13 protein-coding genes are annotated in these 14,926 nt (G+C 68.6%); 12 read left to right on the forward strand and 1 reads right to left on the reverse strand.

Features of this window, described 5'->3' with window-relative positions; translation table 11 throughout:
• The 12 genes from FDA38_RS06395 (at position 1) to FDA38_RS06450 (ending at position 14,015) form a co-directional block, all read left to right on the forward strand.
• Entirely contained in the window at positions 1–882 is an 882-nt protein-coding gene (locus tag FDA38_RS06395; protein WP_137253108.1) for a sugar phosphate isomerase/epimerase family protein, read from the forward strand.
• Complete coding sequence (iolC, locus tag FDA38_RS06400; protein ID WP_137253109.1) at positions 882–1,823, forward strand: 5-dehydro-2-deoxygluconokinase; 942 nt, start codon at positions 882–884, stop codon at positions 1,821–1,823. The genes FDA38_RS06395 and iolC overlap by 1 nt, the downstream gene beginning before the upstream one ends.
• A gap of 563 nt (positions 1,824–2,386) precedes the next feature.
• Complete coding sequence (locus FDA38_RS06405; RefSeq protein ID WP_137254154.1) at positions 2,387–3,265, forward strand: Cgl0159 family (beta/alpha)8-fold protein; 879 nt, start codon at positions 2,387–2,389, stop codon at positions 3,263–3,265.
• Complete coding sequence (gene iolB / locus FDA38_RS06410) at positions 3,262–4,161, forward strand: 5-deoxy-glucuronate isomerase (protein WP_137253110.1); 900 nt, start codon at positions 3,262–3,264, stop codon at positions 4,159–4,161. Before FDA38_RS06405 ends, iolB begins: the two co-directional genes overlap by 4 nt.
• Positions 4,158–6,071: a 3D-(3,5/4)-trihydroxycyclohexane-1,2-dione acylhydrolase (decyclizing) gene (gene iolD / locus FDA38_RS06415; RefSeq protein WP_137253111.1), complete on the forward strand. Its 1,914-nt coding sequence runs from the start codon at positions 4,158–4,160 to the stop codon at positions 6,069–6,071. The genes iolB and iolD overlap by 4 nt, the downstream gene beginning before the upstream one ends.
• Positions 6,071–6,964 carry a sugar phosphate isomerase/epimerase family protein gene (locus FDA38_RS06420; protein WP_137253112.1) on the forward strand — a complete coding sequence of 298 codons (894 nt, stop codon included), beginning with the start codon at positions 6,071–6,073 and terminating at the stop codon, positions 6,962–6,964. Before iolD ends, FDA38_RS06420 begins: the two co-directional genes overlap by 1 nt.
• Positions 6,965–7,045: 81 nt before the next feature.
• On the forward strand, positions 7,046–8,041 hold the full coding sequence (locus tag FDA38_RS06425) for a substrate-binding domain-containing protein (RefSeq protein WP_137253113.1): 996 nt from the start codon (positions 7,046–7,048) through the stop codon (positions 8,039–8,041).
• 9 nt (positions 8,042–8,050) lie between these two features.
• Positions 8,051–9,097, forward strand: a complete 1,047-nt coding sequence (locus tag FDA38_RS06430; protein WP_137253114.1) for an ABC transporter permease — start codon at positions 8,051–8,053, stop codon at positions 9,095–9,097.
• Entirely contained in the window at positions 9,094–9,951 is an 858-nt protein-coding gene (locus FDA38_RS06435) for an ATP-binding cassette domain-containing protein (protein WP_137253115.1), read from the forward strand. Before FDA38_RS06430 ends, FDA38_RS06435 begins: the two co-directional genes overlap by 4 nt.
• Complete coding sequence (locus FDA38_RS06440; protein ID WP_137253116.1) at positions 9,948–10,955, forward strand: Gfo/Idh/MocA family protein; 1,008 nt, start codon at positions 9,948–9,950, stop codon at positions 10,953–10,955. The genes FDA38_RS06435 and FDA38_RS06440 overlap by 4 nt, the downstream gene beginning before the upstream one ends.
• Before the next feature lie 34 nt (positions 10,956–10,989).
• The gene (locus FDA38_RS06445; RefSeq protein ID WP_137253117.1) at positions 10,990–12,492 is read left to right on the forward strand and encodes a CoA-acylating methylmalonate-semialdehyde dehydrogenase; all 1,503 of its coding nucleotides are present in this window, start codon (positions 10,990–10,992) and stop codon (positions 12,490–12,492) included.
• 371 nt (positions 12,493–12,863) lie between these two features.
• Positions 12,864–14,015, forward strand: coding sequence for a phosphotransferase (locus tag FDA38_RS06450; protein WP_137253118.1), 1,152 nt, complete (start codon positions 12,864–12,866; stop codon positions 14,013–14,015).
• Here the strand turns inward: FDA38_RS06450 and FDA38_RS06455 are convergent.
• Positions 13,992–14,903, reverse strand: a complete 912-nt coding sequence (locus FDA38_RS06455) for a LysR family transcriptional regulator (protein ID WP_137253119.1) — start codon at positions 14,901–14,903, stop codon at positions 13,992–13,994. The two genes, FDA38_RS06450 and FDA38_RS06455, sit on opposite strands and share 24 nt — an antisense overlap.
• Between the last annotated feature and the right edge of the window lie 23 nt (positions 14,904–14,926).

The raw sequence follows: 14,926 nt of genomic DNA on the forward strand, positions 1-14,926 counted from the left end.
ATGACTGACTTGGTGCACCGGATCGCAGGGGCGCCGATCTCGTGGGGTGTGTGCGAGGTCCCGGGCTGGGGCTGGCAGTACGACCCGCAGACGGTGCTGGCCGAGATGCGCGAGGTCGGCCTGGCGGCGACCGAGTTCGGGCCGGACGGGTTCCTGCCGGACGATCCGGCGGAGAAGGCGAAAACCCTTGCAGATGTGGGGCTTCGAGCGGTCGGCGGGTTCGTGCCGGTCGTGCTGCACGATCCGTCGTACGACCCGTCGCTCGATGTGGCGACGGCGCTCGAGGGATTTGTCGCCGCCGGTGCGACGACGCTGGTGCTTGCTGCCGCGACCGGGCAGGACGGGTACGACGATCGTCCGGTGCTCGACGAGGCCGGCTGGAGCACGCTGCTCGGCAACCTGGACAAGCTGGCCATGCTCGCGGCGGCGAGTGGGGTGCTCGCGACGATCCACCCGCACGTCGGGACCATGGTCGAGAACGCCGCCGATGTCGACCGTGTCCTGAGCGGGTCGTCGATCGGGCTCACGCTCGACACCGGTCATCTGCTGATCGGCGGGGTCGACCCGGTCGCGCTCGTGGTCAAGCACACCCGTCGGGTCCGGCACACGCATCTGAAGGATGTCGACGCCTCGTGGGCGCGGCGGGTGCAGGCGGGTGAAGTCAGCTACACAGACGCCGTACGGCAGGGGATGTACCGGCCGTTGGGTGCCGGGGACATCGATATCGCGACGATCGTGGCGACGCTGGAGCAGGCCGGGTACGACGGTTGGTATGTGCTCGAGCAGGACACGATCCTCCCGGACCGGCCGACCGGCGAGGGGCCGGTGGTCGACGTACGGACGAGCGTCGCGCATTTGCGTGAGATTGCGGGTCGGGTCTGATGGTGGACGACGTACTGACGATCGGGCGGATCGGGGTCGACCTCTATCCGCTGCAGGCCGGGACGCATCTCGAGGACGTGGAGTCGTTCGGGAAGTTCCTCGGCGGGAGCGCGACGAACGTGGCGGTCGCGGCGGCGCGGCACGGGCGGAAGTCGGCGGTGATCAGCCGGACCGGGAACGATCCGTTCGGCACGTTCATCCACCGGACGCTGGGCGAGCTCGGGGTGGACGACCGGTTCGTCTCGCCGGTGGACGGGTTGCCGACGCCGATCACGTTCTGCGAGATCTTCCCGCCGGACAACTTCCCGCTGTACTTCTACCGGTTCCCGAAGGCGCCGGATCTGGTGATCAATCCTGCTGAGCTCGATCTGGATGCGATCCGGGAGGCGCGGATCTACTGGTCGACGGTGACCGGGTTGTCGGCTGAACCGTCGCGGTCGGCGCACTTCGCGGCCTGGGAGGCGCGCGGACGGCGGCCGATCACGGTGCTGGATCTCGACTACCGGCCGATGTTCTGGGCAGATCCTGATGAGGCGCATGAGCAGGTGTCTCGGGCGCTCGAGCACTGCACTGTTGCTGTGGGCAACCGTGAGGAGTGTGAGGTCGCGGTCGGGGAGACCGATCCGGACAAGGCCGCGCAGGCGTTGCTGGATCGGGGGTTGGATTTAGCCGTGGTGAAGCAGGGGCCGCGGGGGACGCTGGCGCGGACCCGCGACGAGCGCGTCGAGGTCCCGCCGTACCCGGTCGAGGTGGTCAACGGGCTTGGTGCAGGCGATGGTTTCGGTGGGGCGCTCTGCCACGGTTTGCTTTCTGGTTGGCCGCTCGAGAAGGTCATCCGCTTCGCGAACATCGCCGGCGCCATCGTCGCGTCCCGCCTCGAATGCTCCACCGCCATGCCCACCACCGAAGAAGTCCTCTCCAAGCTGGGTGATCCTTCATGACCAGACGCGACCAGGACGACTACGACGAAACCGCCCGAGCCATCCCCATCCAACGCCCCACCCCCGACGAAGAAACCATCCACGACCCAGGCCCCAACGACCCCACAATCGCGACCCGCCGCCCCCCAGCCAACTCCCCGTTCGCGCCGCAGGCGGGCGCGAACGACCCGACAGTTGTTGTGCAGCGTCCGGGGCCCGGGGAGAACGATCCGACGCTTGCTGCTGACCGCCGCGAGCCCACTAGCCCCAGGCAGGGCGGGGCCCCGGCGTGGCAGGACGAGGCGACGGTTATCGCGCAGCAGCCAGGCAACCCAGGCACGCAGGCCTTCGACACCTCGGGCGCTCCCGGCAACTCGGGCGCTCCGGTTGGTACCTCTCAGCCTGCAGGTCCGGGTGAGGCGGCGGCGCATTCCGGGGTTGGGTCGGATGAGCCGACGGTTGAGCGGCCCATGCAGCAGTCCGCGGAGCAGTTGCCCGGCGTACAGCAAGTCGGTGTGGAGTTCGCGGGGCAGCGGCCTGTGGAACAGGGTGTTCAGGTGGGGTGGCGGGGGTATGGGGAGCGGTTGGCGGAGTTGACTGAGATTCGGGTGCGGCATCCGGAGCGGTTGGCTGAGGCTTGGCAGCGGCGGCGGACTCGGGGGTTGGTGGGGGAGGACGGGCGGCTGTTGATTGTGGCGGCTGACCATCCGGCGAGGGGAGCGCTGGGCGTCAGAGGGGATCGGATGGCGATGGCCAGCCGGCCCGACCTGATTGCTCGGTTGATGACCGCGCTGGAGCGCCCAGGTGTTGACGGCGTCCTCGCCACCCCGGACATCCTCGAAGACCTCCTGCTACTCGGCGCACTAGAAGGCAAGGTCGTCATCGGCTCGATGAATCGCGGCGGCCTCCAAGGCGCAGCGTTCGAGGTGGACGACCGATTCACCGCCTACCGGACCGCGGACGAGATCGCCTCCCGCCGCCTCGACGGCGGCAAGATGCTGACCCGCATCGACCTCGGCGATCCCGGCACCGTCTCGACCCTGGAGTCCAGTGCCGCCGCCGTCACCGGCCTGGCCGAGCACAAGCTGATGGCGATGGTCGAACCGTTCTGGTCGACCCGCGCCGAGGACGGCCGGGTGACGAACCTGCTCGACCCGGACTCGGTCATCAAGTCGATCCACATCGCCTCCGCCCTCGGCGCGACCAGCGCGTACACCTGGCTCAAGCTCCCGGTCGTCGACGAACTGGATCGGGTGATGGAGGCAACGACCCTCCCGACCCTCCTGCTCGGCGGCGACCCGACCGTCGCCCCGGAAGCGACGTACGCCTCGTGGGGCAAGGCCCTCAGCCTCCCCTCGGTCCGCGGACTCGTCGTCGGCCGGGCGCTCCTCTTCCCACCCGACGGCGATGTCGCCGCAGCCGTCGACCACGCCGCAACGCTCGTCCACGGAGGTGGCGCATGACCGAATGGTTCCGGCCTGCTGGGTCGACCGCGCACGAAGGCTTCGAGCTCATGGTCCGGCCGGGCGAGCCCGACTGGCATCACACCGGCCTGTCGATCCGCACACTGCTCCCCGGACAGTCCGTCGAGATCGACACCGGCGACTGCGAGTACGTCGTTCTCCCGCTGAGCGGATCCGCCGAGGTCGTCATCGACGGCGACTCGATCCCCCTCGCCGGCCGGGCCGACGTCTTCGCCGGCCCGACCGACCTGGCCTATATCCCCCGCAACACGACCTTCGCCGTCGTCAGCGCCGGCGGCGCAAGGATCGCGTTCCCGAACGCCAAGGCCGCGAAGGACGTCCCGTTCCAGCGGATCGCGGCCGACGACGTCGAGACCGAGCTCCGCGGCGCCGGCGTCTCCTCCCGCCAGGTCCGGAACTTCGGCGTACCGGGTGTGCTCGACGCCGACTCGATCATCGCGTGCGAGGTGATCACGCCGGCCGGCAACTGGTCGTCGTACCCGCCGCACAAGCATGACGAGCACCGGCCGGGCAAGGAGAGCGAGCTCGAGGAGATCTACTACTTCGAGCTGCAGCTGTCCGACGACGTACCGGAAGGTGTCAAGGGCAACGATCCGATCGGCTACCAGCGGGTCTACGGGACCGACGACCGGCCGATCGACGTACTGGCCGAGGTCCGCAGCGGCGACCTGGTGCTCGTCCCGCACGGCTGGCACGGTCCGGCGATGGCGCCGCCCGGCTACGACATGTACTACCTGAACGTGATGGCCGGCCCCGGCACCGAGCGGCAGTGGCTGATCACCGATGACCCGCAACATGCCTGGGTCCGCGAGCTGTGGAACTCCCAGCACATCGATCCGCGCCTGCCTTTCGGACAAGGAGTAGCAGATTCATGACGGTCCGCCTCACGGTCGCCCAGGCCCTCGTACGCTTCCTGAGCGTCCAGTACTCCGAGCGGGACGGCGTCCGGCAGCGGCTGATCGCCGGCTGCCTGGGCATCTTCGGCCACGGCAACGTCGCCGGCGTCGGACAGGCGCTCCTGCAGTCCGAGCTCGAGGACCCGAAGGCGCTGCCGTACATCCTGGCCCGCAACGAGCAGGCCATGGTGCACACCGCGGCCGCCTTCGCGCGCACCACCAACCGCCTGCAGACCTACGCGTGTACGGCGAGCATCGGCCCCGGCTCGACCAACATGATCACCGGCGCCGCACTGGCAACGGTGAACCGCCTGCCGGTCCTGCTGCTGCCGTCGGACACCTTCGTGACGCGCGTCGCCTCGCCTGTCCTGCAAGAGCTGGAGAACTTCGGCGCCGGCGACATCAACGTGAACGACGCGTTCCGCCCGGTCTCGAGGTACTTCGACCGCGTCAGCCGCCCCGAGCAACTCCCGTCCGCGCTGATGAACGCGATGCGAGTCCTCACCGACCCGGTCGAGACCGGCGCGGTCACCCTCGCGCTCCCGCAGGACGTGCAGGCGGAGGCGTTCGACTGGCCCGACGAACTGTTCGCCGAGCGCGAGTGGCATGTCGCCCGTCCGTTGCCCGAGACAACCATCCTCGACCGGGCCGCCGAGCTGATCCGCAACTCCCGCCGTCCGCTGATCGTCGCCGGCGGCGGCGTCGCGTACTCCGAGGCGAACGACGTACTGCGAACGTTCGCGGAGGCGACCGGCGTCCCGGTCGGTGAATCCCAAGCAGGCAAGGGATCCCTGCCCTACGACCACCCGCAGTCCCTCGGCGCGGTCGGCTCGACCGGCACCACCGCTGCCAATGCGGTCGCCAGGTCCGCCGACCTGGTGATCGGCATCGGCACCCGGTACGCCGACTTCACCACGGCGTCGCGCACCGCGTTCCAGAACCCCGACGTACGGTTCGTGAACATCAACGTAGCCAGGTTCGACGGCGGAAAACACGCCGGTCTGCCGGTCGTGGCCGACGCCCGCGAGGCGCTCGCTGCGCTGACCGCCAAGCTGGACGGTTGGTCGGTCGGCGACGAGTACCGCGCCGAGACGCACCGCCTGGCGCAGGAGTGGGACGCGACCGTCGAGCGGACCTACAACCCACCGGCCGAGGTGACCGAGAAGCTGGCCACGGGTCTGCTCACCCAGGGCGAGGTGCTCGGTTGTGTGAACGAGCTGTCCGACCCCCGCGACGTCGTCGTCTGCGCAGCCGGCTCGATGCCGGGCGATCTGCACAAGCTCTGGCGGACCCGCGACGGCAAGGGCTACCACGTCGAGTACGGCTACTCCTGCATGGGCTACGAGATCGCCGGCGGGATCGGCGTACGGCTCGGTGCACCCGATCGGGACGTGTTCGTGCTGGTCGGCGACGGCTCGTACCTGATGATGTCCAGCGAACTGGCAACCGCCGTCCAGGAAAACCTCAAGATCATCGTCGTCCTCGTCCAGAACCACGGATTCGCCTCGATCGGCGCGCTCTCGGAATCCCTCGGCTCGCAACGATTCGGTACGGCGTACCGCAAGCGCACCGGCGACGGACGGCTCGACGGCGACTACCTCCCCGTCGACCTGGCCGCGAACGTGCGCAGCTTCGGCGTCGAGGTGATCGACGTCCACAGCCGGGCCGAGCTGGAGAAGGCGATCCAGACCGCGAAGGCCGCCACCGGCCCGATCGCGATCCACGTCACCACCGATCCGCTGATCGGCGCCCCGGACAGCGAGTCCTGGTGGGACGTTCCGGTCAGCGAGGTGTCGACCCTCGAGTCGACCGCGGCGGCGCGGGCGGCGTACGAGGAGAGCAAGAAGGCCCAGCATTCGTACCTCGCTCCGGTCGAGGGAGACAGCTGATGGGTAAGATCAGCATCGGTACGGCGCCGGACTCGTGGGGAGTCTGGTTCGCCGACGATCCGAAGCAGACCCCGTGGACGCGGTTCCTCGACGAGGTCGTCGCGGCCGGATACACGCGCATCGAGCTCGGGCCGTACGGCTACCTGCCGACCGATCCCGTCAGGCTGAAGGCCGAGCTGGACAGCCGCGGCCTGACGATCACCGCTGGTACGACGTTCGAGCAGCTGCATCGCCCGGACGGCTGGGAGTCGACCTGGCGGGACGTCGTCAAGACAGCCGAGCTGACCGCCGCGATGGGCGCGAAGCACTTGGTCGTGATGCCGTCGATGTGGCGTGGTGACAACGGCGAGATCGTCGAGGAGCGGTCGGACCACGAGGGTCAGACCAAGCACGGACGAGCGGTGACCGAGCTGGGTCGCCGGCTGGCGGAGGAGTTCGGCCTGCAGACGCAGTACCACCCGCACGCGGACGGCCACATCGACACGCAGGACACCGTCGAGCGCCTGCTCGAGGAGACCGACGCGACGTACGTGAACCTGTGCCTGGACACGGGGCACATCAGCTACTGCGGCGGCGACAACCTGGAGCTGATCCGCAAGTACCCGGACCGGATCGGCTACCTGCACCTCAAGCAGGTGGATCCGAAGGTCCTGGCCGAGGTCGACGCCGAGGGCCTGAGCGTCGACGAGGCCGTACGGCGGGGCGTGATGTGCGAGCCGCCGAACGGCGTACCCGAGCTGCCGCCGGTGCTGGACGCGCTGGCTGCGCTCGACCACGACCTGTTCGCGATCGTCGAGCAGGACATGTATCCGTGCCCGCCCGACGTACCGCTGCCGATCGCCGAGCGGACGTTGGCATATCTCACTGCACTCGGGGGTGCCGTATCGAGCTGACGACCGGCGGAGTGTGACACTCTCTGGTCCCACGCAAGTCCGCGGACTCGCCGCGGTACATCTGAAAGGCTGGTCGAAGTCATGGTTCGGTGGCAGAAGAAGGCGGTGGCCGCGGGTGCCGCGGTTGCGCTGGCCGCGGCACTGGCGGCGTGTAGTTCGTCCGGGGGCAAGCAGTCGGAGCAGAGCTCCGGCGGCAGCGGCGGGAACGTCGCCGACACCCCGCGCATGAAGGTTGCCCTGATCACCCATTCGGGGGCCGGCGACACCTTCTGGGACATCGTCCGGCGCGGCGCCGAGGCGGCCGCGAAGAAGGACAACATCGAGCTGCAGTACTCCGCCGACCCGGACGGCGCCGCGCAGGCCAACCTCGTGCAGACCGCGATCGACTCCAAGGTCGACGGTATCGCCGTGACCCTGAACAAGCCCGACGCGGTGATCCCGAACGTCAAGAAGGCGATCGCGGCCGGCATCCCGGTGACGGTCCTCAACGGCGGCCTCGACCAGTGGAAGACCACCGGGGCGATCGGGTACTTCGGTCAGGACGAGCGGATCGCCGGCCAGGCCACGGGGGAGAAGCTCAAGCAGCTCGGCGCCAAGAAGGTCCTCTGCGTCATCCACGAGCAGGGCAACGTCAGCCTCGAGGCCCGCTGCCAGGGCATCAAGGACAAGCTGCCGACCACCGAGAACGTCAACGTCAACGGCACCGACCAGCCGGGTACGTCAGCGACGCTGACCTCGAAGCTGCAGCAGGACAAGACCGCCGACTACGTCGTCGCGCTGAACGCCGGTATCGCGCTGACCGCCGTCAAGGCAGCCAAGGACGCCGGGTCGTCGGCCAAGATCGGCAGCTTCGACATGAGCAAGGAGATGGCCAAGGCGGTCGCGGACGGCACGGTGCAGTTCGCCGTCGACCAGCAGCCGTACCTGCAGGGCTACCTGGCGGTCGACGCGATCTGGCTCTACCGGACCAACGGCAACACCATCGGCGGTGGCGAGGCCACCCTGACCGGGCCGGCGTTCATCGACAAGTCCAACATCGCGGCGGTGCAGAAGTTCGCCGAAGCCGGGACGCGCTGAGGTAGCGCCATGGCATCGACCATCATTTCACCGGCTCCGGCCGACGACCGCGTCTCCGCCCGCTCCCTCGGGGCGCGACTGCTGAGCCGGCCGGAGATCGGCTCGCTGGTCGGCGCGGCCGTGATCCTGGTGTTCTTCCTGATCGCCGCGCCGCCGTTCCGCGAGATCAACAACACCGGCACGATCCTGTACCAGGCCGCGCTGATCGGCGTGATGGCGGTGCCGGTCTCACTGCTGATGATCGGCGGCGAGTTCGACCTGTCGGCGGGGGTCGCGGTGACGACCTCGGGTCTGACGGCGGGTCTGTTCGCGTACCAGTTCAGCGTGAACGTCTGGCTCGGCGTGTTCGTCGCGCTGCTGCTCTCGCTGGCGATCGGCGCGTTCAACGGCTGGCTGCTGATGCGGACGGGACTGCCCAGCTTCCTGGTGACGCTCGGCACGTTCTTCATCCTGCAAGGCCTCAACATCGCCGTCACCCGGCTCGCCTCCGGCGCCGTCGCGTCGAACTCGATCAGCGACATGGACGGGTTCAGCGGGGCGAAGGCGATCTTCGCGTCGGAGTTCAAGCTCGGCGGCGTGACGATCAAGATCATCGTCGTCTGGTGGATCGTGTTCGTCGCGGTCGCGGCCTGGGTGCTGCTGAAGACCCAGATCGGCAACTGGATCTTCGCGGTCGGCGGCGACGCGGCGGCCGCGCGGGCGGTCGGCGTACCGGTCCGGAAGGTGAAGATCGGGCTGTTCATGACGGTCGGGTTCTTCGCCTGGTTCACCGGTATGCAGTTGCTGTTCGTGCAGAACGGCGTCGTGCAGTCCGGTGAGGGTGTCGGGAAGGAGTTCCTGTACATCATCGCGGCGGTCGTCGGCGGGTGCCTGCTCACCGGCGGCTACGGATCGGTGGTGGGCGGCGCGGTCGGTGCGCTGATCTTCGGGATGGTCCAGCTCGGTGTCGTGTACGCCGGCTGGAACCCCGACTGGTTCAAGGCGTTCCTCGGCGTCATGTTGCTGCTGGCAACCATTGTCAACCTGGTCGTCAAGAACCGGGCGGAGGCACGATGACCACCACGGAGTCGTTCGCGGACGAGGTCGCCAGTCCCAACAGCCCGATCGTGCTGCTCGAGGATGTCGGCAAGAGCTACGGGAACATCAACGCGCTCCGCGGGGTGTCGTTGTCGGTCCGGCAGGGCGAGATCACCTGCGTGCTCGGCGACAACGGCGCGGGGAAGTCGACGCTGATCAAGATCATCGCCGGACTGCACGACTACACGTCGGGCCGGATGTCGGTGAACGGCGAGGAGCGGCACTTCGGCTCGCCGCGCGAGTCCCTGGACAGCGGTATCGCGACCGTCTACCAGGACCTCGCACTGGCCCCGCTGATGTCGGTCTGGCGGAACTTCTTCCTCGGCAACGAGATCACCAAGGGTCCGTTCCGGCAGCTGGACACGGCGAAGATGAAGCGGATCGCGCAGGAGGAGCTGACGAAGATGGGGATCTCGATCCCCGATCTCGAGCAGCCGGTCGGGAAGCTGTCCGGCGGTCAGCGGCAGTGCGTCGCGATCGCCCGGGCGATCCATTTCGGCGCGAAGGTGCTGATCCTCGACGAGCCGACCGCCGCGCTCGGCGTGAACCAGTCAGGCGTGGTGCTGAAGTACGTCGTGAAGGCGCGCGACGCCGGGATCGGCGTCATCTTCATCACCCACAACCCGCATCACGCCTACCTGGTCGGGAACCACTTCGTCGTACTGAAGCTGGGGCGGGTGGCGCTGGACACGCACCGTTCGGAGATCACGCTGGAGCAGCTGACCACCGAGATGGCGGGCGGCTCCGAGCTCGAGGCTCTGAGTCACGAACTGCGCAGCGTCAACCCCGAGTTGGTCGTGGAGAATGAAACGCAGCGGCAGGAGGACACATGAGCGATCTGCGGGTCGGGATCGTCGGCGTGGGGGTGATGGGCGCCGACCACGCCGAGCGAGTCGTGCGGAAGACGGCGGGTGCGCGCCTGGTCGCGGTGTCGGATCCGGACTGGGCGCGGGCCGAGAGCCTCGCGTCGAGGCTTGATGCTCGCGTCGTGGCCGACCCGCTCGAGCTGATCGCGAGCGACGAGGTCGACGCAGTGATCCTGGCGTCACCGGGGTTCGCACACGCCGAGCAGCTGTTCGCCTGTCTGGAGCACGGCAAGCCGGTCCTGTGCGAGAAGCCGCTGACGATGGATGCGGCCTCGGCCTTGCAGGTCGTCGAGCGGGAGCACAAGCTCGGGCGGCAGCTGATCCAGGTCGGGTTCATGCGGCGCTTCGACCCGGAGTACGCCGCGATGAAGCAACTGCTCGACTCGGGCGAGCTCGGGCGGACGTTGCTGCTGCACAACGTGCACCGGAACCAGTCGGTGCCCACGACGTTCCGGAGCGAGATGATCGTGCGGGACTCGATGGTGCACGAGGTCGATGTCGCGCGCTGGTTGTTCGGCTCGGAGATCACCCGGATCACCGTGCGGACGCCGCAGCCGACGAGCCTGGTGGCGGACGGCGTACTCGATCCGCAGCTGGCCCTGTTCGAGCTGGCGAACGGCGCGATGGCCGACGTGGAGGTGTTCGTGAACTTCCAGGTCGGGTACGAGGTCCGGTGTGAGGCTGTGGCCGAGCGCGGGAGCGCGACGATCGGTCTCGGGTCCGGCGTGTTCACCCGGGCCGGCGGGCAGTGGGGCGGCGCGATGCCGGCCGACTTCCGGGTGCGGTTCGAGCAGGCGTACGACGTCGAGGTGCAACGCTGGGTCGATGCCACCGTGCGCGGTGAGATCGACGGGCCGAGCGCTTGGGACGGGTACGCCGCGGCCGCGGTCTGCGAGGCAGGCATCGAGTCGCTCAGCTCTGGTAGACCGGTCGACGTCACCCTGGCCGACCGCAGCAAGGTCCTCGGATGAAACACCTTCAGGAATTCGGCAGTGAGGAAGCATCGTGAGTACTGAGATCAAGCGCATCACCCACCTCGTCGGTGGCGGCTCGTGGACCGGCGTGGCCGAGCGGACCAGCAAGGTCTACAACCCGGCGACCGGCCAGGTCACCGGTGAGCTGGACCTGGCGTCGGCGGCGACCGTCGACGAGGTCGTCAAGGTGGCTCACGAGACCTCGAAGGCGTGGGCGGAGACCTCGCTCACCCGCCGCGCCCAGGTCCTGTTCGCGTACCGCGAGCTGGTGAACCGGGACAAGGAGCGGATCGCGCAGATCATCACCGCCGAGCACGGCAAGGTGCTGTCCGACGCGCTCGGCGAGGTGACCCGCGGTCTCGAGGTGATCGAGTTCGCCTGCGGGATCCCGCATCTGCTCAAGGGCGGGTTCAGCGAGGGTGTGTCGACCAAGGTCGACGTGTACTCGATCCGCCAGCCGCTCGGTGTCTGCGCGGTGATCTCGCCGTTCAACTTCCCGGCCATGGTGCCGATGTGGTTCGTCCCGATCGCCGTTGCCTGTGGCAACAGTGTGGTGATCAAGCCGTCCGAGAAGGACCCGTCGGCGGCGAACGCGATGGCCGAGCTGTGGAAGGAGGCCGGTCTGCCGGACGGCGTGGTGAACGTCGTACACGGCGACAAGGAGGCTGTCGACCGGCTGCTCGAGCACCCGGACATCAAGTCGGTCTCGTTCGTCGGCTCGACCCCGATCGCTCGCTATGTCTACGAGACCGGCACTGCTCACGGCAAGCGGGTTCAGGCCCTCGGCGGAGCCAAGAACCACATGATCGTGCTGCCGGACGCGGACCTCGACCTGGCCGCCGACGCCGCGGTCAACGCCGGCTTCGGCTCGGCCGGTGAGCGCTGTATGGCGATCTCCGCGCTGGTCGCGGTCGAACCGATCGCGGACGAGCTGATCGGTAAGATCAAGGAGCGGATGGGCAAGCTGAAGACCGGCGACGGCACGCGCGGCTGCGACATGGGACCGCTCGTCACCGGTCCGCACCGCGACAAGGTCTCCGGGTACGTCGCTGCCGGTGTCGAGGAAGGCGCCGAGCTGGTCGTCGACGGCCGCGAGGGTGACTTCGACGGCGCGGCCGACGGGTTCTGGCTCGGTCCGACGCTGTTCGACAAGGTCACGCCGGAGATGTCGATCTACACCGACGAGATCTTCGGCCCGGTGCTGTCGGTCCTCCGGACGGCGTCCTACGACTCGGCGCTCGCGCTGGTGAACTCGAACCCGTACGGCAACGGGACGGCGATCTTCACCAACGACGGCGGCGCGGCGCGACGGTTCCAGAACGAGGTCGAGGTCGGGATGGTCGGTATCAACGTGCCGATCCCGGTCCCGATGGCGTACTACTCGTTCGGCGGCTGGAAGAACTCGCTGTTCGGTGACACCCACGCGCACGGCACCGAGGGCGTGCACTTCTTCACCCGCGGCAAGGTCGTCACCTCGCGCTGGCTGGACCCGTCGCACGGCGGGATCAACCTGGGCTTCCCGACGCACGACTGAAAGCCGGCTTTTGGGTGTAGCGTCGAAGACGACCCCCGGGGCACGAGGAGTACCGCGGTGCAGGCAGGGCCGTCGGCCCGTCCGAGATCTGCGATCCTCGAGCCCCGGAGTGCGTCATGGCGAAGAACAAAGGCGGACGTGAAGTCCGCAAACCCAAGCAACCCAAACAGCCGAAACCCAACCCGAACGACAGCGCGATCATCCCGCCCACCAAGCAGGGGCGGAAATAGCGGCCGTTGACCGGCGAGGTGAGGTTGGGTAACTTCTTGAGGGCGTCGTGAGGACGCGTCGAGACTCGCCGGAAGGCTGGAAGCCACCTCACGTTCCTCTCTCTGCCTGCCCGTGCGAGTCCGGGCCGGAGAGGACGCGTCATGAAGTTGCTGCCGGATCGGCCGACGATCGAGTTCCTGCGCAAGGAAGCCAAGGATCTGCTGGCTGTACTGCGTGAGACCTCGCCGACTGCCTCGCTCGCGGACGCCCAGCGTGCGCTGGCGGGCCAGTACGGACTGCGGGACTGGCCTGCACTGAAAGCTGAAGTCGAACGCCGGATCGCGGCGACGCCCGCCGTACCCGATGGGTTGGCCGAGGCGCTGGCCGCATCGTTCGGCCTCGGCACGATGCTCCGCCCGCCCCGCCCTGTCGCGTTCACCGCGATGGGGCGGTGCTGGGAGCTGACCACCGACCGCGGGCGGTGGCTGGCAGTGACAGTCTTCGACTGGATCACGAACGAGCAGGCCGAGCTCGGTGCCAAGCTTCGGGACGCCGCTGTGGCGGTCGGAGTGGCGGCGCCGGTCGCCGTACGGAGTCCGCGAGGACTTCTGATCGAGCCGGTGCAGGGCGAGAACTGGCGGGTCCACGAGTGGCTCGAGGTGGGGCCGTCGCCGGCGTTGCCGGTGTCCGCGGCGGTGGCGCGGCGGGCGGGTGCGGCGTACGGGAAGCTGCATGCGTTGGCGATCCCGACCGAAGAGCCGATGAATCCGTACGTCGTTTGGCGGCGGCCGGAGTCTGAGTGGGACAAGCTGCTCGAGCGGGCTCGGGTCGCGGGCAAGCCGTGGGCGGACCGGCTGGAGGCGATCCTGCCGGTCTGGCTCGATCTGCAGACGATCGAGACCGCGGTCGATCCCGGTGAGCTGATTCTCTGCAACAGCAACCTGATCCCGACGCATGTCCGGCTGGGGCGTGACGACGAGCTGATCGTGATGGAGTGGGACTTCGCGGGCTCGATGACGCCCGCGCTCGAGCTGGGGTCGGCGCTGACGCAGTGGGTGATGCGGCCGACGCTCAACACCAAGGCGGTGGCGGCGTTCCGCGAAGGGTACGGCGATTGGCCGACGCTGGAGCTGTCGTCGTTCGGTGTGGCGATCACGGCGTGGCTCAACTGGGCGTACAACGCGATCTGCGAGGCGATCGATCCGCAGGACTCTGACCATGCGGAGTTTGCCGAGCGGGAGGCTGTCGGGGTGCTCGATCGGCCGATGACACGGGCGGGGCTCGAGCAGCTACTTGGAGAGTGCGGCGGCTAGGGCTGTCGCTGCCGGCTCGGACAGGTGGCCGTGGAGGAGTTCCGTTCGGTGGACCAGGCGCGGGCTGGTGAGCGGGACGGCTACCTGAGCCGGCGCTGATCGCGGGAGGACGGCGAGGCCGTGGCCGTTGGCGATCAGCGTGAGGAGGGTGTGGAGGTCGGTTCCGGCGTACGTGATCGCGGGGCGGAAGCCATCGGAGCCGGTGGTCGCGCGGAGGACCGCGAGCGGCGCGGCCAGGTCGGGCGCGTTGATCCAGCGGGCGTCGGCGAGGTCGCGCAGGGCGATACCTCGCCGGGAGGCCAGCGGGTGATCGTTGGGCAGGGCAACGACCAGGTCGTCGTGCGCGACCGCCGTCGTACGCAGGTGCATGGAGTCCGAGAGCCGAAGCGGATCACTCGGCGCAGCCACACCATCAACCAACCCAAGCGCAAAGTCTCCGCTGGCCACACCCTCCACAACCTCCTCCCGCCCACAAACCGTCAACCGCACCTCAGTCCCCGGATGCAACCGCCGCACCTGCCGCAAAGCAGCAGACAACAACCCACCAGGCGGCCCGGGAGCGGCCGCGCCGCTCGACCTGCCGCCGCCGGACGCCAGTGGTGTGGCGGCCACGGTGAGCGGGGTGGGGGTCGTGCTGACGGCGCGGCGTACGTCGGCTCGGGCGGCGGTGAGGCGGAGAAGGATGGGGGCGGCGTGTTCGAGGAGGCGTTCGCCGGCGGGGGTCGGGGTCACGGGGCGGCGGCGGAGTAGCGGCGTACCGAGGTCGTTCTCCAGGGTGGAGATGTGCTGGGAGACGGCTGACTGGGTGTAGCCGAGGCGTTCTGCGGCGGCGGAGAACGAGCCGCACTCGGCCACCGTCACGAACGTCCGCAGCAGGTGAGGATCCACGCGGATCAGTATTGCTTATGTAC

Origin of the sequence: Kribbella jiaozuonensis, assembly GCF_005233875.1 — a bacterium.
Taxonomy (GTDB): Bacteria; Actinomycetota; Actinomycetes; order Propionibacteriales; family Kribbellaceae; genus Kribbella; species Kribbella jiaozuonensis.